The sequence below is a fragment of the Pseudomonas sp. UTLPPB19802 genome (assembly GCF_059730225.1).
This window is the reverse complement of the sequence record NZ_AP048545.1, coordinates 7,364,591-7,388,745: the sequence shown is the minus strand read 5'-3', so window position 1 is coordinate 7,388,745 and position 24,155 is coordinate 7,364,591. Positions and strand designations below refer to the sequence as shown.

The 24,155-nt window shown below is 64.8% G+C and carries 22 protein-coding genes; 4 read left to right on the top strand and 18 right to left on the bottom strand.

What is annotated here, in order from left to right:
* Positions 1–108: 108 nt before the first annotated feature.
* The 9 genes from AC6I6U_RS32750 to cbiE all read right to left on the bottom strand — a co-directional run bounded on the left by AC6I6U_RS32750 (position 109) and on the right by cbiE (position 7,670).
* The gene (locus AC6I6U_RS32750) at positions 109–2,238 is read right to left on the bottom strand and encodes a TonB-dependent copper receptor (protein ID WP_497880048.1); all 2,130 of its coding nucleotides are present in this window, start codon (positions 2,236–2,238) and stop codon (positions 109–111) included.
* A 50-nt stretch (positions 2,239–2,288) separates the two neighbouring features.
* The gene (locus tag AC6I6U_RS32745; RefSeq protein WP_497880047.1) at positions 2,289–2,762 is read right to left on the bottom strand and encodes a DUF2946 domain-containing protein; all 474 of its coding nucleotides are present in this window, start codon (positions 2,760–2,762) and stop codon (positions 2,289–2,291) included.
* 21 nt (positions 2,763–2,783) lie between these two features.
* A complete protein-coding gene (locus tag AC6I6U_RS32740) occupies positions 2,784–3,269 on the bottom strand; it encodes a copper chaperone PCu(A)C (protein ID WP_497880046.1) in 486 nt (161 codons plus the stop codon).
* 47 nt (positions 3,270–3,316) lie between these two features.
* A complete protein-coding gene (locus AC6I6U_RS32735) occupies positions 3,317–3,721 on the bottom strand; it encodes a DUF2946 domain-containing protein (protein ID WP_497880045.1) in 405 nt (134 codons plus the stop codon).
* A 162-nt stretch (positions 3,722–3,883) separates the two neighbouring features.
* Positions 3,884–4,207 carry a helix-turn-helix domain-containing transcriptional regulator gene (locus AC6I6U_RS32730; protein WP_497880044.1) on the bottom strand — a complete coding sequence of 108 codons (324 nt, stop codon included), beginning with the start codon at positions 4,205–4,207 and terminating at the stop codon, positions 3,884–3,886.
* Between the two features lie 5 nt (positions 4,208–4,212).
* Positions 4,213–4,548 (bottom strand): type II toxin-antitoxin system RelE/ParE family toxin, encoded by a 336-nt coding sequence (locus tag AC6I6U_RS32725; protein WP_497880043.1) that lies wholly within the window; start codon positions 4,546–4,548, stop codon positions 4,213–4,215.
* A gap of 57 nt (positions 4,549–4,605) precedes the next feature.
* On the bottom strand, positions 4,606–5,328 hold the full coding sequence (locus AC6I6U_RS32720) for a cobalt-precorrin-6A reductase (RefSeq protein ID WP_497883157.1): 723 nt from the start codon (positions 5,326–5,328) through the stop codon (positions 4,606–4,608).
* A gap of 8 nt (positions 5,329–5,336) precedes the next feature.
* Positions 5,337–6,434 carry a cobalt-precorrin-5B (C(1))-methyltransferase gene (locus AC6I6U_RS32715; protein ID WP_497880042.1) on the bottom strand — a complete coding sequence of 366 codons (1,098 nt, stop codon included), beginning with the start codon at positions 6,432–6,434 and terminating at the stop codon, positions 5,337–5,339.
* A 33-nt stretch (positions 6,435–6,467) separates the two neighbouring features.
* A complete protein-coding gene (cbiE, locus tag AC6I6U_RS32710; RefSeq protein WP_497880041.1) occupies positions 6,468–7,670 on the bottom strand; it encodes a precorrin-6y C5,15-methyltransferase (decarboxylating) subunit CbiE in 1,203 nt (400 codons plus the stop codon).
* Positions 7,671–7,806: 136 nt separating this feature from the next.
* Here cbiE and cobG point away from each other — a divergent pair, with 136 nt between their 5' ends.
* Genes cobG through cobJ form a run of 4 tightly spaced genes read left to right on the top strand, consistent with a single transcriptional unit; the run spans position 7,807 to position 12,203 of the window.
* Positions 7,807–9,153: a precorrin-3B synthase gene (gene cobG, locus AC6I6U_RS32705; RefSeq protein WP_497880040.1), complete on the top strand. Its 1,347-nt coding sequence runs from the start codon at positions 7,807–7,809 to the stop codon at positions 9,151–9,153.
* Positions 9,146–9,772, top strand: coding sequence for a precorrin-8X methylmutase (locus tag AC6I6U_RS32700; protein ID WP_497880039.1), 627 nt, complete (start codon positions 9,146–9,148; stop codon positions 9,770–9,772). The genes cobG and AC6I6U_RS32700 overlap by 8 nt, the downstream gene beginning before the upstream one ends.
* Positions 9,772–10,503, top strand: coding sequence for a precorrin-2 C(20)-methyltransferase (locus AC6I6U_RS32695; RefSeq protein ID WP_497883156.1), 732 nt, complete (start codon positions 9,772–9,774; stop codon positions 10,501–10,503). Before AC6I6U_RS32700 ends, AC6I6U_RS32695 begins: the two co-directional genes overlap by 1 nt.
* Entirely contained in the window at positions 10,500–12,203 is a 1,704-nt protein-coding gene (gene cobJ / locus AC6I6U_RS32690; protein ID WP_497880038.1) for a precorrin-3B C(17)-methyltransferase, read from the top strand. Before AC6I6U_RS32695 ends, cobJ begins: the two co-directional genes overlap by 4 nt.
* 9 nt (positions 12,204–12,212) lie before the next feature.
* Here the strand turns inward: cobJ and AC6I6U_RS32685 are convergent, their stop codons facing one another.
* From AC6I6U_RS32685 to accC, 9 genes are all read right to left on the bottom strand, one after another.
* Complete coding sequence (locus tag AC6I6U_RS32685; RefSeq protein WP_497880037.1) at positions 12,213–12,809, bottom strand: MarC family protein; 597 nt, start codon at positions 12,807–12,809, stop codon at positions 12,213–12,215.
* Between the two features lie 47 nt (positions 12,810–12,856).
* A complete protein-coding gene (locus AC6I6U_RS32680) occupies positions 12,857–15,637 on the bottom strand; it encodes a hybrid sensor histidine kinase/response regulator (RefSeq protein WP_497880036.1) in 2,781 nt (926 codons plus the stop codon).
* 100 nt (positions 15,638–15,737) lie between these two features.
* Positions 15,738–17,033 carry a phosphoribosylamine--glycine ligase gene (gene purD / locus AC6I6U_RS32675; RefSeq protein ID WP_497880035.1) on the bottom strand — a complete coding sequence of 432 codons (1,296 nt, stop codon included), beginning with the start codon at positions 17,031–17,033 and terminating at the stop codon, positions 15,738–15,740.
* A gap of 151 nt (positions 17,034–17,184) precedes the next feature.
* The gene (gene purH / locus AC6I6U_RS32670; RefSeq protein WP_497880034.1) at positions 17,185–18,792 is read right to left on the bottom strand and encodes a bifunctional phosphoribosylaminoimidazolecarboxamide formyltransferase/IMP cyclohydrolase; all 1,608 of its coding nucleotides are present in this window, start codon (positions 18,790–18,792) and stop codon (positions 17,185–17,187) included.
* Between the two features lie 80 nt (positions 18,793–18,872).
* Complete coding sequence (fis, locus tag AC6I6U_RS32665; protein WP_003186237.1) at positions 18,873–19,193, bottom strand: DNA-binding transcriptional regulator Fis; 321 nt, start codon at positions 19,191–19,193, stop codon at positions 18,873–18,875.
* Complete coding sequence (gene dusB, locus AC6I6U_RS32660; protein ID WP_497880033.1) at positions 19,190–20,203, bottom strand: tRNA dihydrouridine synthase DusB; 1,014 nt, start codon at positions 20,201–20,203, stop codon at positions 19,190–19,192. Before dusB ends, fis begins: the two co-directional genes overlap by 4 nt.
* A gap of 174 nt (positions 20,204–20,377) precedes the next feature.
* Positions 20,378–21,709: a DUF3426 domain-containing protein gene (locus AC6I6U_RS32655; RefSeq protein WP_497880032.1), complete on the bottom strand. Its 1,332-nt coding sequence runs from the start codon at positions 21,707–21,709 to the stop codon at positions 20,378–20,380.
* A 30-nt stretch (positions 21,710–21,739) separates the two neighbouring features.
* Positions 21,740–22,618 carry a 50S ribosomal protein L11 methyltransferase gene (gene prmA, locus AC6I6U_RS32650; protein WP_497880031.1) on the bottom strand — a complete coding sequence of 293 codons (879 nt, stop codon included), beginning with the start codon at positions 22,616–22,618 and terminating at the stop codon, positions 21,740–21,742.
* A 169-nt stretch (positions 22,619–22,787) separates the two neighbouring features.
* Positions 22,788–24,146, bottom strand: a complete 1,359-nt coding sequence (accC, locus tag AC6I6U_RS32645) for an acetyl-CoA carboxylase biotin carboxylase subunit (protein WP_497880030.1) — start codon at positions 24,144–24,146, stop codon at positions 22,788–22,790.
* Positions 24,147–24,155 lie beyond the last annotated feature (9 nt).

The window sequence follows — 24,155 nt, the reverse complement described above, 5'->3', positions numbered from 1 at the left end:
GGCTCGCTGGCGATCCGTCGCAAGCGGCCATCCGATGCATGGATGGCGCTCGTGCGGGAAGCTATCGCCAGCAAGCCGGCTCCCACAGAGGGGAGTCGGTGGTGCTTTTTAGAAAGCCATGTCCACCTTGGTCCAGAAGGTCCTGCCCGGTTCGTTGATCGCCTGTGGATCGTTGGCCGGGTAGCCGAAGCCGGCGTTCCCTGCCAGGTTCAGGTGTTCGGCATAGGCCTTGTTGAACAGGTTGTCGACTCCGGTGCTGATTTTCACGTGCTTGTTGATCCGGTACGCGCCATTGAGAGAGAACACGCCGAAGCCGGCACTTTTCGAGAAGTCCTTGCCGGCCACGTTGCCCTTGTTCTGGTCGATGCGGTTCTGCGCCGCCACCACACGCCACAAGGCGCCGGCACTCCAGTCGTCCTCGCTGTAGGTCAGGCCGAAACGACTGTCGAGTGGCGGGATCTGCGGCAGGGCCTTGCCATCGCTGGTGTTCTTGCCCCAGGCATAGGCCAGGGTAGCGTCGGCTTTCCAGTTCGAGGTCAGCTGGTAGGCCGCACCCAGTTCGCCGCCCATGATCCGGGCGTCGACGTTCTGCGCCTGGGAGGTCATGCCCATCATGCCTGGTTGGTAGTTGAACAGGATGAAGTCACGCACCTGGCCGACATAGCCCGAAGCCCAGGCTTCCAGGTCGGCGCTCTTGTATTGCACGCCGAAGTCCAGTTGCGTGGTTTTCTCCGGCTTGATCGCATCGAAGGCATTGAGCGAGCCGTTCGGGCCGCTGTCCGGCGAGAACAGCTCCCAGTAGTCCGGGAAGCGTTCGGCGTGGCCCAGACCAGCATAGAAGGTGGCGGGAGTCTCGGCCAGGTCATGTTCATAACGGACGAAACCGCTGGGCAGGGTATCGGCCCGGGTGTCGTTGGCGGTCGGGTTCGCCCGCGCGCTCATGCCGGAACCGAGGGTTTGGCGAAAGTCCCGCGCCGAGGCACGGTCCAGGCGTGCGCCGCTGATCAGGCGATCGCGTTCGGCGGCGTACCAGGTCAGCTCGCCGAACACGCCGTAGTTGTGGAAGTCGGCGTCCTTGGTCCGTGGCAGGTCCTTGTAGGTGTCGATGCCCATGCTGCTGCGCTGGCGATGTTCGTTGGTCTGGGCGTCGAGGCCGCCGACCAGTTGCCAGTCGGCCCAGTGCCAGGTGGCCTTGATCCGCGCGCCGAGGGTCCGCCGGTCAACGTTGGAGGCCATGGGCCCGGCCATCATCCCGGTGCCGGACGGCTGGCGCAGCGTGTAGTTATCCATCACGTGGTCGGCGTAGTTGTAGTAGACCTGGGCTTCGAGCTTGTCGAGCACCTCGCCGAGGTTCGACTTTTCGAAGCGCAGGCCGAGGCTTTCGCGCTTGAACTGTGAGCCGTCCATGCCGCGCCCGGCGTAGCGCGCCTCGCCGTCGCCCTTGCCGGCGGTGAGTTCGAGCAGGGTGTCGGCGTCCGGGGTCCAGCCGAGGGCGACGTCACCGTTCCACTTGTCGTAGCGCGAGGGCACGGTGTCGTTGTGGCCGTCGTTGTAGTCATCGGAATGGGCCTGGTTGCCGATCGCCCGGATGTAGCCCTGCGGGCCACCCACGGCGGCATCCACCAGCTTGTCGAAGCGGCCGTTGGAGCCGGCGAGGACGCTGGCGTTGATCCGGCTGCCGAGTTCGCCGAAGTGCTCCGGCTCGCGGTCGAACAGGATGGTCCCGGCGGAGGCGCCCGGCCCCCAGAGCACGGTCTGCGGGCCCTTGATCACGGTCAGCTTGTCGTAGGTTTCCGGCGAGATGTAGGAGGTCGGCGCATCCATCCGCCCCGGACAGGCGCCGAGCATCATGCTGCCGTTGGTGAGGATGTTCAGGCGCGAGCCGAACATCCCGCGCAGCACCGGGTCGCCGTTGGTGCCGCCATTGCGTACCAGGGCGAAGCCGGGGATGGTCTTGAGGTAGTCGCCGCCATCGCTGGCGGGTACCGGCTGCCGCGGCTCCTTGGGGTTGGTGATGACTGTCAGCGGCGAGCTGGGAGCGACGGCAGTGATCACCGTCGGGCTGATTTCCTGGGCATGTTGCTCATGCTCGTCGGGTGCATCGGCGGCGAACACGGCGGGCGCCAGCAGAGCCCCGCACATGAGTGCAGTGGCTTGGCGCAGGCTCAGGCGCAGCGCGTTGGGGACGAAAGGAGTGGCCGCCCGCGGAGCGCGCAGGCGAGTTTTTGCAGTGGACATAAGCGTTCCATCATTCAAGCGAATACAACACGGCCACCGCGCCGTGTTTGCTACAGGGCGGTCGGGCCGAGTGAGAGAGAGCTCGTTGCCTGATGGAAAGTCGGCGGCGCGCGGGTTCGGGCGCCGGGGAAAATGCTCTGCCGGGCATGGCCCAGGCGGATTCTCGAGTCGACCGTGGGGACCGGTCGCGGGCCGTCGAGGGCGGCGAAACTCAGGGTCTGGGGTAGCGCCGGGCAACTGAACAACAGGCTGCAGTAGCCACATTTTTCCCACAGCGCGTGATGCTCGGCGCTATTGCCATGCTGCTCGCCCGAGCCTTCTGCGGCCGGTGTGGCGTGGTGGCCGGGCATGTCCATGGGCATTTGCATGTCCATGTTCATTGCCATCGACATGGCGTGCTGATCCATCGGCATCGCCTGGGAAATCAGCGGACCGATAAAGATCATCAACATGGCGAACAGGCTCAGCCAACTGCCGCGCGCCTGGGTGCGGGAGTGGCTGGATCTGTTGCGGCAAGCGCGCATTGCGTGCAACGGGCCCGAAGGTTACTGGGCGTGCATGTGCATCTTGTCCATGGTCGCGGCGGGCGGCTGGCGTTGTACCGCGACTTCGACGGTGACGGCGCCGGCCTTCTCGAAGTGCAGGGTCAGCGGGAAGTGCTTGCCGTCCTGCAGCAGGCTGCGATCGCGCAGGTCGAGCAGCATCACGTGATAGGCCATGGGCGCGAACTTCACCTCGCCCTTGGCGGGAATGACCACGTCCGGCACCTGCTGCATTTTCATCAGGTTCGCCTGCATCACATGCTCGTGCAGTTCGGCCTTGCCGGCGATGGGGCTGTCGACGCCGGTCAGGCGGTCAGCCGTCATGCCCTGGTTCTGCAGGGTGAAGTAGGCGGCCACGGTGGGCGCATTGGGTGGCAGTTCCTGGGACCACGGGTGGTCGATCCGTAACTCGCCGACGGTGAATTCATGGGCATCGGCAAAGCCGACAGGCAGCAGCAAGGCGGCCAGGAGCAGGGCATTCTTGAGCATGGGAGTTCTCCATAACGATTCAAAACGCAAAGGGTTGCGAATACGAATCAGGCGATTGGAGAGGCTCGGGGATTGAGTGAGGGCCACTGCTGGCGCGGTGTCGGCGAGTCGACACGGAGTGCGACCTGAGGTGGGCCGCTTTCGACCTGTGCGAGTGCCAGTTGCGGGATGTGTCCGGGCAAGGCCACGAGCGGCGCGGAGCCGGAGCAGCACCAGCAATGCTGCATGTTGGAGTGATCATCGCCCTGTGGGGCCTTTTGCTCCAGCTTGCTGATGACGGTGGCGACCAGCTTGGTGCCGCTGGCCGAACAGAAACTGCCCCAGAGCAGTTGCTCGGAAACGGAACGGTCCGAGGCGGATGCCATGGCTCCGGAGATCGGCATGGCAAGCAGATTGAACAGCACTGCAAAGCAGGCGATCCAGGTAGCTGCGGCGAGCCGTTGTCGGGACATGGAAGAGTTTCCGTCGGATGTTTCAAACCGGTGGGTTATTTAGCCTGAACGTCCTGCATAAGTAAAAGCACGGGCTGCGGTGAAAGGTCGCAAGACGGTGTCGGTTTTCTATCGCAAGCGTTTTCGGCAAGCGTAGCAGTGCCGGTTTGATAGCGTTGCCGATCAGTTGAGCGGAACGCTGTGTACCTCGATGTTGACGCCCAGTGCGAGGCGGATGACGGCAAAGATCGCGGCCAGGTTATCCATGCTGGGATTGCCGTTGGCTGACAGCATGCGATGCAGGCTCTTGCTGGGTTTGTCGGTTTCCCGCGCGAGCCCTTCGAAGCCCACCGTGGCGTTGACCAGGTCGCGCAGGATGATCCGGGCCATTTCCGGCTCGCCATTGAGAAACAGGCTGGCCGCTTCATCGAGCAGCGCCTCGGCGAAAGCCGGGTCGCGTTGTGCCCGCTCGGCGATGGTTTGTTTGAAGCTGCGGCTCAGTGCCATGGGGTCTACCTCGTTTGCGGTTCTGTGCGTCTGCGACGTTTGTATTCTTCAACCAACTGTCTGGCTTGCTGGATGTCTCTTTTCTGTGTGGACTTGTCGCCGCCGCCAAACAGGATGATCAAGCGCATGCCTTCGCGCATCAGGTAGATGCGGTAGCCAGGCCCCCAGTCGATGCGGTATTCCCCGAGGCCATCGAACCATTTGATGTTCGAAGTATTACCCATCTCCAGTCGGAGCAGGGCGGTGGAAACCTTGGCGGCCGCTTGCACATCCAGTGAAGAGAACCAACGTTCGAACGGGTTGAAGTGGTTGTCCCGCACATATTCTTCGAGGTCGATCATCCCTGCTCTCAAAGTAACAAATAGGTTACTATTTTGACAAGCAGGGATCGTGATGTATTACAGGGCCGTTGCCAAGGCGGCAAGTGTTTCCTCGAGCGTCTGGAACTCCCGGTCCACTGCCGGCAGCGGGGGGCGCTTGAGAATCAGTACCGGCACCGAGCGTTCCCGGGCCACCTGCAACTTCGGTTCGGTGGCGCCGCTGCCGCTGTTCTTGCTGATCAGCACGTCGATGGCACGCTGTTCGAACAGGGCTCGTTCGTCTTGCAGATGAAACGGGCCGCGGGCGCCGATCACTTCGCAGCGGTCGTTACCGGGGTAGGGATCGAGGGCCCGCAGGGTCCAGAATTGACCCTCGGGAATCTCATCCAGATGTTGCAGGGGCTCGCGGCCCAGGGTGAACAACGGTCGGTGGAACGGCTTCAGGGCTTCGACCAGTTCGGTCCAATCCGTGACTTCCCGCCAGTCGTCAGCGGGTTCGGCGACCCAGGCCGGGCGGCGCAGGGCCCAGCAGGGAATACCGGCCGATTGTGCCGCCGCTGCCGCATTGCGGCTGATCTGTGCGGCGTAGGGGTGGGTGGCATCGAGCAGCAGGTCGATGGCCTGCTCACGGATGAACTGCGCCAGGCCTTCGGCCCCACCGTAGCCGCCAACCCGTACCTCGCAGCGCAGGTCGGTGGGAACCCGGCCGACGCCGGCGAGGCTGTAGATATGCTGTGGCCCCAGCGTGCGGGCCAGCGCCAGGGCTTCGGTGACGCCGCCGAGCAACAGCAGGCGCTTGATGGGTTTGTTCATTGAAACGCTCCGGCGTGGCCGACGATGCCGCCCTGGCGGTCGATGGCGAACACTTCCACCTGCACCTGGGTCGGGACTACGCTGCGGGCGAAGTCCAGGGCGTGTTGGCAGACCGCATCACCCAGGGCAATGCCGGCGGCGCTGGCCATCGCCAGCGCCTGCTGGCTGGTGTTGGCCTGGCGAATGGCCTCTTGCAGGGCGTCGTCGGCACCCACGGCGGCGGCCCACTCGGCCAGTTGTGGCAGGTCGATGCTCGAATGCCGGCTGTGCAGATCCATGTGCCCCGCCGCCAGCTTGCTGATCTTGCCGAAGCCGCCACACAGGCTCAACTTATCCACAGGCACCTTGCGCAGGTGCTTGAGCACGGCGCCGACGAAGTCGCCCATTTCGATCAGGGCGATCTCCGGCAGGTCATAGACACGACGCATGGTGTCTTCGCTGGCGTTGCCGGTGCAGGCGGCGATATGCAGGTAGCCGTTGGTCTTGGCGACGTCGATGCCCTGATGGATCGAGGCGATGTAGGCCGAACAGGAAAACGGCCGGACGATACCGCTGGTGCCAAGAATCGACAGACCACCAAGAATACCCAGGCGTGGGTTCATGGTTTTCAGCGCCAGGGCCTCGCCGCCCTCGACGTTGACCGTTACCGAGAAACCGCCGCTGTAGCCATGCTCGGCCGCCAGTTGCAGCAGGTGATCGCTGATCATCTTGCGCGGTACCGGGTTGATCGCCGGTTCGCCGACGGCCAGGACCAGGCCGGGGCGGGTGACGGTGCCGACGCCGCTGCCGGCATGGAAGCGTACGCCGGGTTCGCTGGTCAGGTGTACGCGGGAATAGAGCAGGGCACCATGGGTGACATCCGGGTCGTCGCCGGCATCCTTGAGGGTGCCGGCCTCGGCGCCGTCCTCGTGCAGGCGGCAGAACTCCAGGCGCATCTCGACCTGCTTGCCCTTGGGCAGGATGATCTGCACGGCATCGTGGCTGACCCCACCCAACAGCAGGCGTGCCGCGGCCAACGCGGTGGCGGTGGCGCAACTGCCGGTGGTCAGGCCGCTGCGCAGGGGAGCGGGTTGTTCGGCGGTTTCGTCACGCATGGGGTCGTGCTCTGGTTCCAGGCTGGGTGGGACTCAAGGTTTCACCACCTCGAGCAGGGTGATCGGCAACGCCTGGCGCCAGGTGTCGAAATCGCCCAGCGGTTGGGCCTGGGCGACATGGATGCGGGTCAACTCGCCGCCATGGGTCTGCCGCCAGTTCATCAGCAGCAGTTCGCTCTGCAGGGTCACGGCATTGGCCACCAGCCGTCCGCCGGGCTTGAGCTGGGCCCAGCAGGTTTCCAGCACGCCGGGAACGGTCACGCCGCCGCCGATGAAGATCGCGTCCGGCTGCTCCAGCCCTTCCAGGGCCTGTGGCGCGTTGCCGCGAACCAGGCGCAGGCCGGGGACGCCAAGGGCATCGCGGTTGTGTTCGATCAATTGCTGGCGGCCCGCATTCGCTTCAATGGCAATCGCCCGGCAGGAAGGGTGGGCGCGCATCCACTCGATGCCGATGGAGCCGCTGCCCGCGCCGACATCCCAGAGCAGTTCGCCGGGAACCGGCGCGAGGCGGGCGAGGGTGATGGCGCGGACATCGCGCTTGGTCAGTTGACCGTCATGCTCGAACGCGGAATCCGGCAGCCCGCCAATGCGCGACAGGCGCGGCGTGGCCGGGTCGGCCTGGCATTCGATGGCGACCAGGTTGAGACGGGCGAACGGTTGCTCCTGCCAGTCCAGGGCAATGCACTCGATGCGCCGCTCAAGCGGCCCGCCGAGGTGTTCCAGCACACTGATGCGGCTGGGACCGAAGCCGCGCTCGCGCAACAGCGCGGCAATGGCGGCGGGGCTGTGCTCGTCATTGCTCAGCACCAGCAGGCGTAACCCCGTGTGCAGTTGCGCGCTGAGTGCCGCGACGGGACGGGCGACCACCGACAGGCACACCACCTCCTGCAACGCCCAGCCCAGTCGGGCGGCGGCCAGTGAATAGGCGGAAGGAGCGGGCAGTACGCGCATTTCCTGCGGTTCGACCTGGCGCGACAGGCTGGCGCCGACGCCGAACAACATCGGATCGCCGCTGGCCAGCACGCACACCGGCGTGCCGCGCAGGGCCAGTACCGGCTCGATGGAGAACGGGCTCGGCCAGGCCAGGCGCTCGGCCGTCACGCTGGCGGGCAGCAGGTCCAGCTGGCGCTGCCCGCCGAACACCCGTGCCGCGCCCAGCAGTGCCTGCCGGGCGTTTTCGCCCAGGCCACCGACGCCGTCTTCACCGATTCCCACTACTGTCAGCCAGAGCGCCATCTAAAATCCTCAAAACGCAGCTGTTCCGACGGGCAGTCTTTTCATGCCGTCAGACAAAGCAGGCATAATACCGCGCCTTCGATGGCGAAACGCCTTTCGATGACCACGAGCACTTTCCCTGACTGCCGGTTGCCCCTTGAACGAACACCCGCTTGCCAACGCTGTCCGCCCCTCGGCTTGTCCGGGGTTGCTGCGTATCGTCCCGGCGCTGGATGGCGGTATCTGTCGGATCAAGCTGGCCGGCGGAGTGATCAGTGCCGACCAGGCCCTGGCGGTGGCCGAGGCCGCCGAGCGTCATGCCGGTGGGATGATCGAGGCGACCAACCGTTCCAATCTGCAGATTCGCGGGATCGGTACGGCGCATGAGGCGCTGATCGACCGTTTGCTGGCGGCCGGCCTTGGGCCGACCACAGGGGCCGGGATGTCTCGGGCCAGTGGTGCGGACGATGTGCGCAACCTGATGCTCAGCCCGAGTGCCGGCATCGATTCGCGGCTGCTGGTCGATACGCGTCCGTTGGCTGCGCAGATTCTTGCCAGCCTGCAGGGCCAGTCGCGCTTCCATGAGTTGTCGGCCAAGTTTGCCATCCAGCTCGACGGCGGCGAGGCCCTGGCGATGCTCGAGCATCCCCATGACCTGTGGTTGTCGGCCCTGCTGATCGAGGACCGTCCCTACCTGGCCTTCGGTCTCGCCGGCTGTCCTGCCCATGACGCGCCTCTGGCGGCAGTGCCTCTGGAGCAGGGACACGCCCTGGTGATGGCGGTGCTTGAGTTGTTCCTCGATCTCGCTCGTCCCGAGCAGACACGCATGCGCCATCTGTTGGCCGAAGTGCCGACCGAGACGCTCCTGGCGCACCTGGCTGCACGCCTCGGCAGCGAGCCGACGAGCGTTGGCGATTGGCGCCGGCCGGCTGCCACCGACTTGCTGCATATCGGCACTTATCCACAACGACAGCCGGATCGGGTCTATGTCGGCGCCGTGTTCCCCCTGGGCCGTCTCGACGCGGCCATGCTCACGGGCGTGGCCCGGCTGGCGCAGCAATACGGTGACGGCAGCCTGCGGCTGACGCCCTGGCAGAGCCTGCTGCTGCCCGGCATCCTTGCGCAGAACGCCGGCCACGTCACCGCTCTACTGCAACAGCTCGGGCTGCTCTGCGCGGCCGATCAGCCGCTGGCGCGGCTTATCGCCTGCACCGGTTCCGCCGGCTGCGCCAAGGGCCTGGCCGATACCAAGAGCGACGCCCGGCGCCTGGCGACATTGCTGCTGGAGCAGCCACAGGGCGTGCACCTGTCCGGCTGCCAGCGTTCCTGCGCGGCAGCCCATGTGGCGCCGGCGACGCTGTTGGCGGTCAGCCCAGGCCACTACGACCTCTATTTTCGCGATGCAGCCCAGCCCGGCTTCGGCCTGCTGCACGCGCGCAACCTTACTATTGATGCGGCGGGCGCCTTGCTTGAGGCCCGCTCACGGAGCAACACCGATGATTGATTACATCCGCGATGGTCAGGAGATCTATCGCAACTCCTTCGCGATCATTCGCGCGGAAGCGAACCTGGCACGTATTCCAGCCGACCTGGAGAAACTGGCTGTACGGGTGATCCATGCCTGCGGCATGGTCGACGCCATCGATGGCCTGCAATTCTCGCCGGGCGCCGGCCAGGCCGGGCGCGAGGCGTTGGCCGCTGGTGCGCCGATTCTCTGCGATGCGCGGATGGTCTCCGAAGGCATCACCCGTGCCCGCCTGCCGGCCAACAACCCGGTGATCTGTACCCTGCGCGACGAGCGCGTGCCGGCCATGGCGCAGGAGGTGGGCAACACCCGTTCGGCGGTGGCCCTGGAATTGTGGCGACCGCATCTGGAAGGCAGCGTGGTGGTGATCGGCAATGCGCCGACGTCGCTGTTCTACCTGCTGGAAATGCTCGATGCCGGTGCGCCGAAACCGGCGCTGATCCTCGGTTTCCCGGTGGGTTTCGTCGGGGCCGCCGAGTCCAAGGCGATGCTCGCCGCCGATAGCCGTGGCGTGCCGTTCGTGATCATGCAGGGCCGCCTGGGTGGCAGTGCCATGGCCGCCGCTGCCGTCAATGCCCTCGCCACGGAGGTGGAATGATGCAGCAGCCTGGACGTCTGATCGGCCTCGGCGTGGGACCGGGTGATCCGGAACTGATCACCGTGAAGGCGCTGCGCCTGCTGCGCGAATCGCCGGTGGTGGCGTACTTCGTCGCCAAGGGCAAGAAGGGCAATGCCTTCGGTATCATCGAGGGCCATCTGCAGCAGGCCCAGACCCTGCTGCCGCTGGTCTATCCGGTGACCACCGAAGCCCTGCCGGCGCCGCTGTCCTACGAGCAGGTGATCAGCGACTTCTACGACGAAGCCAGCCTGGAGGTGGCCGCGCACCTGGACGCCGGTCGCGACGTGGCGGTGATCTGCGAAGGCGACCCGTTCTTCTACGGCTCCTACATGTACCTGCACGACCGCCTGGCCGATCGCTACGAAGCCCAGGTTATCCCCGGCGTCTGCTCGATGCTCGGTGGCGCCTCGGTGCTCGGCGTGCCGCTGGTGTATCGCAACCAGAGCCTGTCGGTGCTCTCCGGCGTGTTGCCCCACGATGACCTCAAGCGCCGCTTGGGCGATGCCGATGCGGCGGTGGTGATGAAGCTGGGCCGCAATTTTCCCAAGGTTCGCCAGGTCCTGGAAGAGCTGGGGTTGGCCGGTCGCGCCCTGTATGTCGAGCGCGCGACCATGGCCAACCAGAAGATCGTCCCGCTCGATGAAGTGGATCCGATGTCCTCGCCGTATTTCTCGCTGATCATCGTGCCCGGCGAACGGTGGCAGGGATGAGTCGCCCGGCACCGGCCATTGTCATTCTCGGCAATGGCAGCCTGGCGACCGCGCGCCGGCTTCAGCAGATCTACCCGGATGCCCTGGTCCATGGCCTGGCCGAACGGGTCGAGGGCGCGGACCGCACCTACAACGAGTTCGGCGCCACCTTGCGCCAGCTCTACCAGCAGGACACGCCGATCATTGCCCTGTGCGCGGCCGGGATCGTCATCCGCAGCCTGGCGCCGGTGTTGCTGGAGAAGGGCGCCGAGCCGCCGGTGCTGGCGGTGGCCGAGGACGGTAGCGCGGTGGTGCCGTTGCTGGGCGGACTGGGCGGTGTCAACGTCATGGCCCGTGAAATGGCGGCAGGCCTCGGCGTGGCTCCGGCCATCACCACCAGTGGCGAGTTGCGTTTTGGCACCTGCCTGCTCAATCCGCCGAGCGGTTATGCCCTGGCGGATCTGGAGCTGGGCAAGCGTTTCGTTTCGGACCTGCTGGCCGGCGAGCGCGTACGGATTGAAGGTGACGCGCCCTGGCTGGCCGAGGCGCGCCTGCCGGAAGACCAGGGCGCGAGGCTGTCGATCCACGTGGGCAGTGCCGAGCGCGTGCCGGCGGCGGACGAGTTGCTGATCTATCCACGCTGCGTGCTGGCGGCGGTTTCCGCGGAGCTGCCGGAGCTGGTCGAGCGCGTTCGATCGGCGCTGCAGGGCGCCGGAATTGCGCAACAATCCCTGGCCTGCCTGCTGGCCGCAGACACACAGATGGCCAGTCCGGCCTTGCAGGAGGCCGCCGCACAGCTGGGCGTGCCGCTGCGTTTCGTCGCTGCGGGTGTGGGGGAGGAAGAGCTGGCGCGACAGGCCGTACCTGGCGCTTCATCGCTGCACGCCAGCGCGGGGATGGCACTCGCTGTCGCCGCCCAGCCGCTGGATCCGCAACAGATCGGGCGACCCCGTGGACGCCTGGCCGTGATCGGCCTCGGCCCGGGTGCCGCCGAACTGATGGTACCCGCCGTCAGGGCCGAGCTGGACCGGGCCAACGATGTGCTCGGTTACGAGACCTACGTGCGCATGGCCGGCCCGTTCCGGCCTGATCAGGTGCTGCACTGCACCGACAATCGCGAGGAAATGCAGCGCGCCCGCCATGCCTTCGAACTGGCGGCCACCGGCCGTTCGGTGGTGGTGGTGTCGTCCGGCGATCCGGGGGTGTTCGCCATGGCGGCGGCGGTACTCGAAGCCTTGCACGAGTCCGTTGATCCCATCTGGCACGGGGTCGAACTGGAGATCCTGCCCGGGGTTTCCGCCTCGCTGGCCACTGCCGCCCAGGCCGGGGCGCCGTTGGGGCATGACTTCTGCGTGATGTCGCTGTCGGACAACCTCAAGCCGTGGACGATCATCGAAAAACGTCTCGACCTCGCGGCCGAGGCCGACCTGGCGCTGGCGTTCTACAACCCGATTTCCCGTTCCCGCCCGTGGCAGTTGGGCCGGGCGCTGGAAATCGTCGGCCAACATCGCACGGCGCAGACGCCGGTGGTGCTGGGGCGCGATATCGGCCGGCCGGGACAGACGCTGCGGGTGACCACCCTGGGCGACCTGACCCCGGACCAGGTGGACATGCGCACCATGGTCATCATCGGTTCGTCGACTACCTGCGTATTCCCCCGCGCCGAGGGTGGCGAGTGGGTCTACACGCCGCGCTGGTACGGTGAGAAGCCGGGTTCCTGACCCGTTGTTTCACGGCACCAGGTAGCCGCGCACACCGGTAAAGATGATCTGCGCCGCCAGGGCGCAGACGAACAGCCCCATCAGCCGGCTGACGATCTGCAGGCCCTGGTCGCCAAGGATCCGTTCGATACGGTTCGACAGGTACAGCACCACGCCGACGGTGAAGCTCGCCAAGGTGATACTGACGATCGCGGTGAGCTTGTCGTCCCAGTGCGGCTGGCTCACGCCCATCACCAGCAGGGCGCCAATGGTGCCGGGGCCGACCGTCAGCGGGATGGTCAGCGGCACGATGGTCACGTCCTGCTGCACGTTGTCGCTCTGCACCGCCGACTTGCCCTGAGCCATGCCCAGCGCCGAGATGAACAGCACGCTGCCCGCCCCGATGCGAAAGGCATCGACGGTGATGCCGAAGACGCTGAAGATCACGCGCCCGAAGAGATACAGCAGCACGCTGGACACCAGCGTGGCGAGGGCGACTTTCCAGGCCAGGCGGCGGCGCTCCTTGCTGGAGTAGCCGCGGGTCAGGCTGATGAAGCAGGACAGGACGAAGAACGGGCTGTAGAGCACCAGCATCTTCAGGTAAACACTGAACAACACGTGGAGCATGGTCTGAGCTCGAACGGGGGAGGGCCTGGGCAGTCTATCAGGTTGGCTCAGGAGGTGGTCTGTTCCCGCACCTGCTGGATGTCGCGTTGGGCGACCCAGTGCTCGACCAGTTCACGCAGTTGCGAAAGCTCCACGGGCTTGGCCATGTGGCCGTCCATGCCGGCCTGGCGCGCCCGTTCCTTGTGCTCGCTGAGGATATGCGCGGTCAGGGCCACTACCGGCGTGCGGACCCGCTGGTTGCCGACTTCCCAGGCGCGCAGTTGCTGGGTGGCGGAGAATCCGTCGAGCACCGGCATCTCGCAGTCCATCAGCACCAGGTCGTAGCGCTGGGCCTTCATGGCCCGCAGGGCCTCCTCGCCATTGCTCGCGGTGTCGGGCTGCAGGTTGAGCTTGCCGAGCATGCCGCGGATGACCTTGGTGGAAATGCTGTTGTCCTCGGCCACCAGGATGCGGAAATCGCTGGGCACCGTGACCGCCGGCGTGACCATTGTGCCCAGCGGCGAGGCCACGACCTGGCCCTTGCCGCGCTGGGTCAGCTCGTCCGCCAGGGTGGTCTTGAGCGTGTAGCCGGCCACTGGCTTGGCGAGAATGCGCTTGATGCCGGCATTGCGTGCAATGATCTTGCTCGGCGCATTGCTGATGCCGGTCAGCATGACCAGCAGGATGTCGTGGTTGAGGCTCGGGTCTTCCTTGATCTTCGCCGCCAGCTGCATGCCGGTCATGCCGGGCATGTTCTGGTCGAGCAGGACCACGTCGAAGTAGTCGCGCAGGTGGGCCTTGGTGCGCAGCAGCGCCAGGGCTTCCTTGCCGGAGGGCACTGCACTGACGTTCAGGCCCCAGGCGCTGCACTGCTGGACCAGCACCTTGCGACAGGTATCGTTGTCGTCGACCACCAGCACCCGGGCGCCCTTGAGCGGGCCGTCGAGATCGGAGGTCGGGTGTTCGAGGTGCTGCGGGTCCAGTGGTAGCGTCAGCCACAGGGTGCTGCCCTGGTTGGCGCCGGTCTTGATGCCGAACTCGCCGCGCATCAACAGCACCAGCTGGCGGGCGATCACCAGGCCCAGGTGGCCGCCCAGGCGGGTCGCGGCGAGGAAGTTCTTGCTCTGCAACTCGGCATGGAGGAGGGCATCGCGCTCCTCGTCGTCCATCGGCACGCCGCTGTCCTGCACCGCAATACGCAGGCGCGGTTGGCCGCTGCGTTCGTCGAGCGCGACGACGATGAGGATTTCGCCCTCGTCGGTCTTCTTCATCGCGTTTTCCAGCAGGCTCAGCAGGGTCTGGCGCAGGCGGGTCGGGTCCCCGCTGATCACCCGCGGTACCTGGGGCTGGATGAAGCTGATCAGTTCGACGTTCTGCTGCTCGGCCTTCGCGCGGAAGATGCTCAGGCAGTCCTCGATCAGCGCGTTCAGGTCGAACTGCACGTCGTCCAGTTCGATCTGCCCGGATTCGAGCTTGGAGATGTCGAGGATCTCGTTGATCAGCGTCAGCAGTTCGTTGCCGGCGCTGTGGATGGTCTGCACATAGTCACGTTGCTTGACGGACAGCGGCGTGCCGAGCAGCAGTTCGGTCATGCCCAGCACGCCGTTCATCGGGGTGCGGATCTCGTGGCTGATCTTCGCCAGGAACTCGGCCTTGGCGGCGATTTCGGCATTGCTTGCCGCCAGGTCGCGGCTGAGGCTGAACTGGTCTTCGGTGATGCTGCGACGGCGCTCGCCGAGGGCGATGCTCATCAGCAGGCCGCTGACCGAAATGAAAATCAGCAGGGCGACGATCAAGCCTTCCGGGGCGACCAGGGTCAGGCCCAGCAGGGCCGGCAGGATGACCAGGGTGCCGATGTTGAAAATGACCATGGCGACAACGAATAGTCGCGCCGGGCGGTAGCCCTTCTGCCAGTGATAGGCGGACACCAGCAGGATGCTCAGGCTGGCCAGCCCGACCAGGCCGTAGGTCATCACGTTCAGTGGCAGGGTATCGACGAACAGCAGCAACAGCCCGCCGAGGCTGATCACCAGGATATCGCCGAGCAGCAGCTTGTTCAGCGGATGCGGGCCCAGCGGCGAGAAGAAACTGTAGGTGAACATCAGCCCGCAGGGCGCGGTGAGCAACAAGGCCAGGTAGGCGCCGGCGGTTTGCGCACCCTGCCAGTCGGGCAGCCAGGGGCCGAGCACGTTCAGCAGGAACAGCGCGCTGACCAGCAGCAGGAATTCGCAGGAGGCCAGCCACAGGCTGCTGCGCGAGCGGGTATAGGCGAAGCGGGTCAGGTTGTGCAGGATCAGCATCGACAGGCAGCCGAACAACAGCCCATAGAGCAGGCTCTGGCCGCGGTCGGCAGCGTTCATCACCGCCGAATCGAGGGTGATGTGCGGGCGCAGTTCATGCTTGGATACCAGACGCAGGTACAGGTCCAGGGGCTTGCTGCTTTGCGTCAGTGGCAGCATGAAGTCGCTGCTCGGTACCGGTCGTTCGGCCTTGGGTAGATCATTGCCGCCGCGCACCTGGTCGATCAGCGTGTCGCCGTCGAAGGTATACAGGTCCAGGCGAGCCAGGTCCGGAGCGAAGATCCGCAGGATCTGTTCGTGTTTGCCCGGCAGCAGGCGGAAGCGCAGCCACAGTGCACCGTCGGGTTGGGCGGCGGTGAGACGGTCGAGTTCGATCGGGCTGAATTGGTTGATGTAGCGTGAGGAGCGGATGTCGCTCAGTTGCAGGTCGGCCTGGTCGTCGAGCAATACTGCCCAACCACTGCCCTGCGAGGCTTGTGCAGCCGTTGCGAGGCAAAGCAGGGTCAGCAGGCTGACGGTGAAACTTATGGCGATCCTGAGCCAGCGCACGGCGAAATCCCTTCTTAGGTTGATGCCTGAGTCATAACTATGCGCGGGGCGGGAACAAGACGGCAAGGGCTTGACGCCCTTGCCTATCCGAACGGATAGCTTATTCCTGGCTGTCTGCGCGTTCGCGTGCAATTGCACGGTAGCCAATGTCGCTACGGTAGAAACAGCCTTCCCAATTGATCTTAGCCGCGAGCTGGTAAGCCTGCTGTTGGGCCGCCCCAACGGTCTCGCCGAGCGCCGTTGCGCAGAGCACCCGACCGCCGGAAGTGACGACCTGGCCGTCCTTCAACGCGGTACCGGCGTGGAAGACCTTGCCCTCCAGGCCGGCAGCGGCGTCCAGGCCGTTGATCGGTGCGCCCTTGGCATAGTCGCCAGGGTAGCCGCCGGCGGCGAGGACGATGCCCAGGCTTGGCCGTGGGTCCCATTGCGCCTCGACCTTGTCCAGGGCCTGGGCCAGCGCGGCCTCGACCAGCAGCACCAGGCTCGACTGCAGGCGCAGCATCACCGGCTGGGTTTCCGGATCGCCGAAGCGGCAGTTGAACTCGATGACCTTGGGATTGCCGGCCTTGTCGATCATCAACCCGGCGTAGAGGAAGCCGGTATAGACGTTGCCTTCCTCGGCCATGCCGCGCACGGTCGGCCAGATCACCAGGTCCATCACGCGCTGGTGGACGTCGGCGGTAACCACCGGGGCCGGCGAGTAGGCACCCATGCCGCCAGTGTTCGGGCCGCTGTCGCCGTCGCCGACGCGCTTGTGGTCCTGGCTGGTGGCCATCGGCAGGACGTTCTTGCCGTCGACCATGACGATGAAGCTGGCTTCCTCGCCATCGAGGAACTCCTCGATCACCACGCGCGAACCTGCGTCACCGAAGGCGTTGCCGGCGAGCATGTCGCGTACGGCATCTTCGGCTTCGGCCAGGGTCATGGCCACGATCACGCCCTTGCCGGCGGCCAGGCCGTCGGCCTTGATCACGATCGGTGCGCCTTTCTCGCGCAGATAGGCCAGGGCCGGCTCGATCTCGGTGAAGTTCTGGTAGTCGGCGGTCGGGATCTTGTGGCGGGCCAGGAAGTCCTTGGTGAAGGCCTTGGAGCCTTCCAGCTGGGCGGCACCGGCGGTCGGACCGAAGCAGTCCAGGCCACGGGAGCGGAACAGGTCGACCACACCGGCCACCAGCGGCACTTCCGGGCCGACGATGGTCAGGGATACGTTCTTCTCGGCGAAGTCGGCCAGTTGCTCCAGGGCCAGGACGTCGATGGCGACGTTCTCGCACTTGGCCTCGATGGCGGTACCGGCGTTGCCCGGGGCGACGAAGACTTTCTCGACGCGCGGATCCTGGGCGACTTTCCAGGCCAGGGCGTGTTCACGGCCACCGCTGCCGATGATCAAAACATTCATTTGAAAAACCTCGATGACGCAGAATTCTGGGAGCGCTGTCGACCACCGACCTGTAGGAGCCGGGCTTGCCCGCGAAGCTTTTGACGGCCTCGAGGGCCCCTTCGCGGGCAAGCCCGACTCCTACAGTTCAGTGGCGTTCACACGCCTGTCATTAATGGCGGAAGTGGCGCATGCCGGTGAACACCATGGCGATGCCGGCTTCGTCGGCAGCAGCGATCACTTCGCTGTCGCGCATCGAACCGCCTGGCTGGATCACTGCGGTGATACCGACCTTGGCCGCGTTGTCGATGCCGTCGCGGAACGGGAAGAAGGCATCCGAGGCCATGACCGCACCCTGCACCTGCAGGCCGGCGTGTTCAGCTTTGATCGCGGCGATACGCGCCGAGTTCACGCGGCTCATCTGGCCGGCGCCAACACCGATGGTCTGGCGGTTCTTGGCGTAGACGATGGCGTTGGACTTGACGTACTTGGCCACTTTCCAGGCGAAGATCAGGTCGTTGATTTCCTGCTCTGTCGGCGCGCGCTTGGTCACCACCTTCAGGTCGGCGCTGCTGATCATGCCGATGTCGCGGCTCTGGACCAGCAGGCCGCCGTTGACGCGCTTGTAGTCCCAGGCCGGAGCGCGCTCGGCGTCCCACTGGCCGCATGCCAGGAGGCGCACGTTGGCCTTGGCGGCGACGATCGCGCGGGCTTCTTCGCTGACCGAAGGGGCGATGATCACTTCGACGAACTGGCGTTCGACGATGGCCTTGGCGGTCTCGGCGTCCAGTTCGCGGTTGAAGGCGATGATGCCGCCGAAAGCCGACTCGCTGTCGGTGGCGTAGGCCAGTTCATAGGCCTGGCGGATGCCGCCTTCGGCATCCGGACTGACGGCCACGCCGCACGGGTTGGCGTGCTTGACGATCACACAGGCCGGCTTGACGAAGCTCTTCACGCATTCCAGCGCGGCGTCGGTATCAGCGACGTTGTTGTAGGACAGTTCCTTGCCCTGCAGTTGGGTTGCGGTGGCGATGCCGACTTCGGCAGGCTTGGCCTCGACATAGAACGCCGCGCTCTGGTGCGGGTTCTCGCCGTAGCGCATTTCCTGGGCCTTGACGAACTGGCTGTTGAAGGTGCGCGGGAATTCGCTGCGGCCTTCGGTCGACAGGGTCTCGGCCGCCTGGTTCACGGTGCCCATGTAATTGGCGATCATGCCGTCGTAGGCGGCGGTGTGCTCGAACGCCTTGAGCATCAGGTCGAAGCGCTGGGCGTAGGTCAGGCCGCCGGCCTTGAGGCTTTCCAGGACCTGGGCATAGTCGCTGGCGTTGACGACGATGGCGACGTCCTTGTGGTTTTTCGCTGCCGAACGAACCATGGTCGGGCCGCCGATGTCGATGTTCTCGATGGCGGTCGGCAGGTCGCAGCCCGGCTTGCTGATGGTGGCTTCGAAGGGGTAGAGGTTGACCGCGACCAGGTCGATCGGCTGGATGCCGTGCTCGCTCATGATTGCATCGTCGATGCCGCGACGACCGAGGATGCCACCGTGGATTTTCGGGTGCAGGGTTTTCACCCGACCGTCCATCATTTCCGCAAAGCCGGTGTAGTCCGCGACTTCCACAGCTGCGACGCCGTTGTCCCGCAGCAGCTTGAAGGTGCCGCCGGTGGAGAGAATTTCCACGCCCAGGGCTTCCAGTTCACGAGCGAAATCGAGGATTCCGGTCTTGTCGGAAACGCTGATCAGGGCGCGGCGGATCGGCAGGCGGGTAGTCTGGTCGGTCATCTCAATGTCCATCAAAACAAGGGGGTCAGCAAAAAAGGCGACCGGTTTTACGCGGGCGCCTTTCTGGTTTGATTGAATGCTTACAGCAAATCGTACTGCTTGAGTTTCTTGCGCAGGGTGCCGCGGTTCAGGCCCAGAAGCTCGCTGGCCTTGGTCTGGTTGCCCTTGACGTAGTTCATCACGCTTTCGAGCAGGGGAGCCTCGACTTCGGAGAGCACCAGGTTGTACACGTCCGTGACGGCCGCGCCCTCTAGGTGGGCGAAATAATTGTGCAGCGCCTTCTCGACGCTGCCGCGAAGGGTCTGGCCCTCTTCGCTTGGCGTATTGAGGTGCTGTTTCAAATTGACGTTATCGCTCACGGGCGTTGTTCCACTCACTAAAGTCTCGGTCATCATCGTCATGCGGCCACCCCATCTCCGTCCCCTGTCACCAGGCTCTTGTAACGTCCGGCAAAGAACTCACGAACGTTGGCGCATTGTGCTTCCGTGTCTTCCAAACGATTGAAGTGGGCGCGAAACTCCTTGGCGCCCGGCAAGGTTGCGAGATACCAGCCGACATGCTTGCGGGCGATGCGTACGCCCATGACCTCTCCATAGAAGGCATGCAGCGCGGCCAGGTGCTCTAGCAGAATGCGTTCCACTTCGACCAGTTCCGGTGCCGGGAGGGGTTCACCGGTACGCAGAAAATGCTCGATCTCACGAAAAATCCATGGCCGTCCCTGGGCGGCCCGGCCGATCAACAGGCCGTCGGCACCGGTCGCGTTCAACACGTACCGGGCCTTCTCGGCCGAATCGATGTCGCCGTTGGCGAAAACCGGGATCGACACCGCCTGCTTGATCGCGGCAATGGTGTCGTACTCGGCTTCGCCGGTGTACAGGTCGGCACGGGTGCGTCCATGCACCGCCAGGGCGGTGATGCCCGCCTGCTCGGCGATCTTCGCCACCGTCAGGCCGTTCTTGTTCGACCGGTCCCAGCCGGTGCGGATCTTCAGGGTGACCGGGACATCGACTGCTGCCACGACGGCGTGCAGGATCTCCCTCACCAGCTCTTCATCCTTCAACAGTGCGGAGCCGGCGGCCTTGTTGCAGACCTTCTTGGCCGGACATCCCATGTTGATGTCGATAATCTGTGCGCCCAGCTCGACGTTCGCCCGGGCCGCATCCGCCAGCATCTGTGCATCACCCCCGGCGATCTGTACCGAGCGGGGCTCGGGATCACCTTCGTGGATCATGCGCAGACGCGACTTGCGGCTGTTCCACAGGCTCATGTCGCTGGTGACCATTTCCGAAACCACCAGGCCCGCGCCCAGGCGTCGACAAAGCTGACGAAAGGGCTGGTCGGTGACACCCGCCATGGGGGCGAGAATCAAGCCGTTCTGCAGTGTGTATGGGCCGATGCGTACCGCCGACATAGGACTTCCCTGTTGTGGGGCCGGATCATTGGAGTTCGAAAAAGGGTTGGCATGATACCCGCTCTCGATGACTGGATAAAGGCAAAATTGGATAAAATCTGAACAGTTCTTCTGTTATTGCCGGCGGTTTGGTCGATGCCGGAAAACTGCCGTCAAACAACACGATGGACCGCGCTATTCGGGGGAGTGGAAACTCAGGCTGTAGTTCACGGCCTTGGCGCCTGGGTCGAGAATGTCCAGGGCGATATGGATCGGGGTCTGGGGCGGCATTTCAGTCTGCCCGCCGAGGTCGCCGCCCAGGTATTCACCGGGCTTGAAGCGCCGGCTGGCGATCAGGTGGCCGTTGAGATCGGCGAAGCGCAGCTCCAGCAGCGGGAACGGCTGTGAAAACGACGCACGGTTGTAGATGATCGCGTCCACCACCAGCGCGCCGTTGAAATCCGGGTGGCTGCGCACCACCAGGTTGCTGCTCTTGATCCGTGCGATATCGACCTTGGAGGGCACCTTGCAGCCCAGCTGCGGGCAGAATTGCTGGAACCATGGTCGGTACTGGTCCTGGCGTGCCAGCTCGTCGAAATGATAGGCAACATATTGGCCCAGCAAGGCGGCGCTGGCGAGCAGCACCAGTAGCAGCCAGAGCAGGCGTTTGCCCCAAGGCGAGCGACGGCGTTGCCAGTCGAGATGAATCGGGTCGTCCTCAAGGTCCAGCAGCACGTCATCATGGGCGCCGACGCCGGGTTCGCTGCGGCTGCGGGCGGCGTTTTTCTGACCGGCGGCGGGTTCTGGCGTGTCGTTTTCGTCGGCGCTCAGGTGTTCGTGGGGGGTGAGTTCTTCCAGTTCGCTGTCTTCGATTTCCAGGCGTGGAGCCTTGGGCTCGTCGTCCAGGTCGGCGAGGTCGAAGGAAAGCGAGGGTTCGGTACGGCTCGACCTGGTCGGTTCGGCCTTGGGCTCGACCTTTCGTTCGGTCTTGCGTTCGGCCCTGGGGGCCGGGGCTGGCGGCTCTGGCTCGTCATCGACGAGCTCGTCGGGCTCGCTGGTCGGTGCACTGAACAGGCTGCCGGACCATTGTGCTTCGTCATCGTCGCTGTCGCGCCGGGCGCTGAAGGACTCTTCCTTGCCGTTATGCTCCTGGCCGAAGGACCTGGCTGGCTGGATTTCCCGCTGTTCGAGGCGGGCCAGCTCTTCGTCGAGGTCCAGGTCGTCGAGGTCCAGTTCCTGCGCCGTCCACTGCTTCTGGCTGATGGCGCGCGGTGGTTCGCTCGCAGGTGTCGGCGTGGCGGACGGCTCTGCGGGTGCTGCCGCTGTCTCGCTCGGCACGACGGGCGTTGTCGGCGGGTTGGCCGCCGCCTCCCGGGCTGCACGCTGCTCCAGCAGTTGTCGCGCCGCATTGAACACCTGCAGGCAGGAACCGCAGCGCACAACACCGCGCGCCACGCTCAACTGGGCATGGCTGACGCGAAAGCTGGTTTGGCAATGCGGGCACTGGGTGACGAAGCTGTCGGTCATGCGACGATCCGGTTCATGCAAGCGCCCATTCTAGCGCCGACGGCCACTGATGCGCACCCAGCCATCGCGTTCGGCAATCGGGTCCAGATCGAAGTCCTTGGCATAAGCGGCGGCCACCTCTTCGCCCTGTTCGGCGAGGATGCCCGAGAGGGCCAGGCGCCCCCCTGGCTTGACCAGGGTCGACAATTGCGGGGCCAGGGAAACCAGCGGGCCGGCGAGGATGTTCGCCACCAGGACGTCGGCCTGTACCTGCGGCAACTGCTCCGGCAGATACAGCGGGAACAGCTCTTCGGCGATGTTGTTGCGCCCGGCGTTGTCGCGGGAAGCTTCCAGGGCCTGCACATCGATATCGGTGCCGACGGCTTCGCGGGCACCCAGCAACAGTGCGGCGATCGCCAGGATGCCCGAGCCGCAGCCGAAATCGAGGACGTCGCAGTCCTTGAGGTCCTGGCCGTCGAGCCATTCCAGGCACAGGGCGGTGGTCGGATGGGTGCCGGTACCGAAGGCCAGGCCCGGATCGAGCAGCAGGTTGACTGCGTCCGGCTCCGGTGCGGCATGCCAGCTCGGTACGATCCACAGGCGCTGGCCGAAGCGCATCGGCTGGAAGTTGTCCATCCAGCTGCGTTCCCAGTCCTGGTCCTCGATCACTTCGCTGTGGTGCTCGGGCAGCGGTGCGCCGGTCAGCAGTTCCATGTGCGCAAGCACGCTGGCGGCTTCGGTGCCGCCTTCGAACAGCGCCAGCAGGTGAGTGTGGGACCACAGTGGCGTGGTGTTGAGTTCGGGTTCGAAAATCGGTTGATCTTCGGCATCCATGAACGTTACCGAAACAGCACCGACTTCAAGGAAAGCGTCTTCGTAGGTTTCGGCTTGTTCCGGGCTGATGGCGAGGCGTACTTGCAGCCAAGGCATGGCGGGCACCTGTGAAAAATGAGTGTGCAACCTGGGTGGTTGCGAGAAACGCGGCAGTTTACGCCAGCGCGCTGCTTTGTGGGAGTGGGCCTGCTCTTGTGGGAGCAGGCCGGTACCCACAAAAACAACAAGGCCGCTCGAAAGCGGCCTTGTCATGCGGATCACCGACTCACTGGTGGGCGAGCTTGTGTTCCAGGTAGTGAATGTTCACACCACCTTCGCAGAAGCCTTCGTCGCGAACCAGGTCGCGGTGCAGCGGGATGTTGGTCTTGATCCCGTCTACCACGACTTCGTCCAGGGCATTGCGCATGCGCGCCATGGCTTCGTCGCGGGTGGCTCCCCAGGTGATCAGCTTGCCGATCAGGGAGTCATAGTTCGACGGAACCTTGTAGCCGCTGTACAGGTGCGAATCGACCCGCACGCCATTGCCGCCTGGAGCATGGAAATGCTTGACCAGGCCGGGGCTCGGAATGAAGGTCTTGGGGTCTTCGGCGTTGATCCGGCACTCCAGGGCGTGACCGTGGATCTTCACGTCATCCTGGGTGTACGACAGCGGATTGCCAGCGGCGATGCTCAGCATCTCCTTGACGATATCGATGCCGGTGACCATTTCCGATACCGGGTGCTCTACCTGCACGCGAGTGTTCATCTCGATGAAGTAGAAGCGGCCGTTCTCGTACAGGAACTCGAAAGTACCGGCACCGCGGTAGCCGATATCGATACAGGCCTGGACGCAGCGTGCCAGGACTTCCTTGCGCGCGTCTTCGTCGATACCTGGTGCCGGAGCTTCCTCCAGGACCTTCTGGTGACGACGTTGCAGCGAGCAGTCACGGTCGCCGAGGTGGATCGCATGGCCCTGGCCATCGGAAATCACCTGGACTTCCACGTGACGTGGGTTGGTCAGGAATTTTTCCAGGTAGACCATCGGGTTGCTGAACCAGGCGCCGGCCTCTTCACGAGTCTGCTTGGCCGCTTCGACCAGCTCTTCCTCGCTGTGCACCACGCGCATGCCGCGACCACCGCCGCCGCCTGCCGCCTTGATGATCACCGGGTAACCGACTTCGCGACCGATGCGCAGGGCGGTTTCCGGGTCTTCAGGCAGTGGGCCGTCGGAGCCGGGTACGGTCGGTACGCCAGCTGCGATCATGGCTGCCTTGGCCGATACCTTGTCGCCCATCAGGCGAATGGTGTCGGCTTTCGGGCCGATGAAGGCAAAACCGGATTTCTCGACCTGTTCGGCGAAATCGGCGTTTTCCGCGAGGAAGCCGTAGCCTGGGTGAATCCCCGTGGCGCCAGTGACTTCGGCGGCCGCGATGATGTTCGGGATGTTCAGGTACGACTTGGTGGCCAGGGGCGGGCCGATGCAGATGCTTTCGTCCGCCAGCTTCACGTGCATCAGTTCCGTATCGGCCGTCGAGTAAACAGCTACGGTCTTGATGCCCTGTTCCTTACAGGCGCGCAGGATACGCAGAGCGATCTCGCCACGGTTGGCGATCAGGACTTTTTCCAGCTTCGCAGGTTTGGACATCGAAGGCAC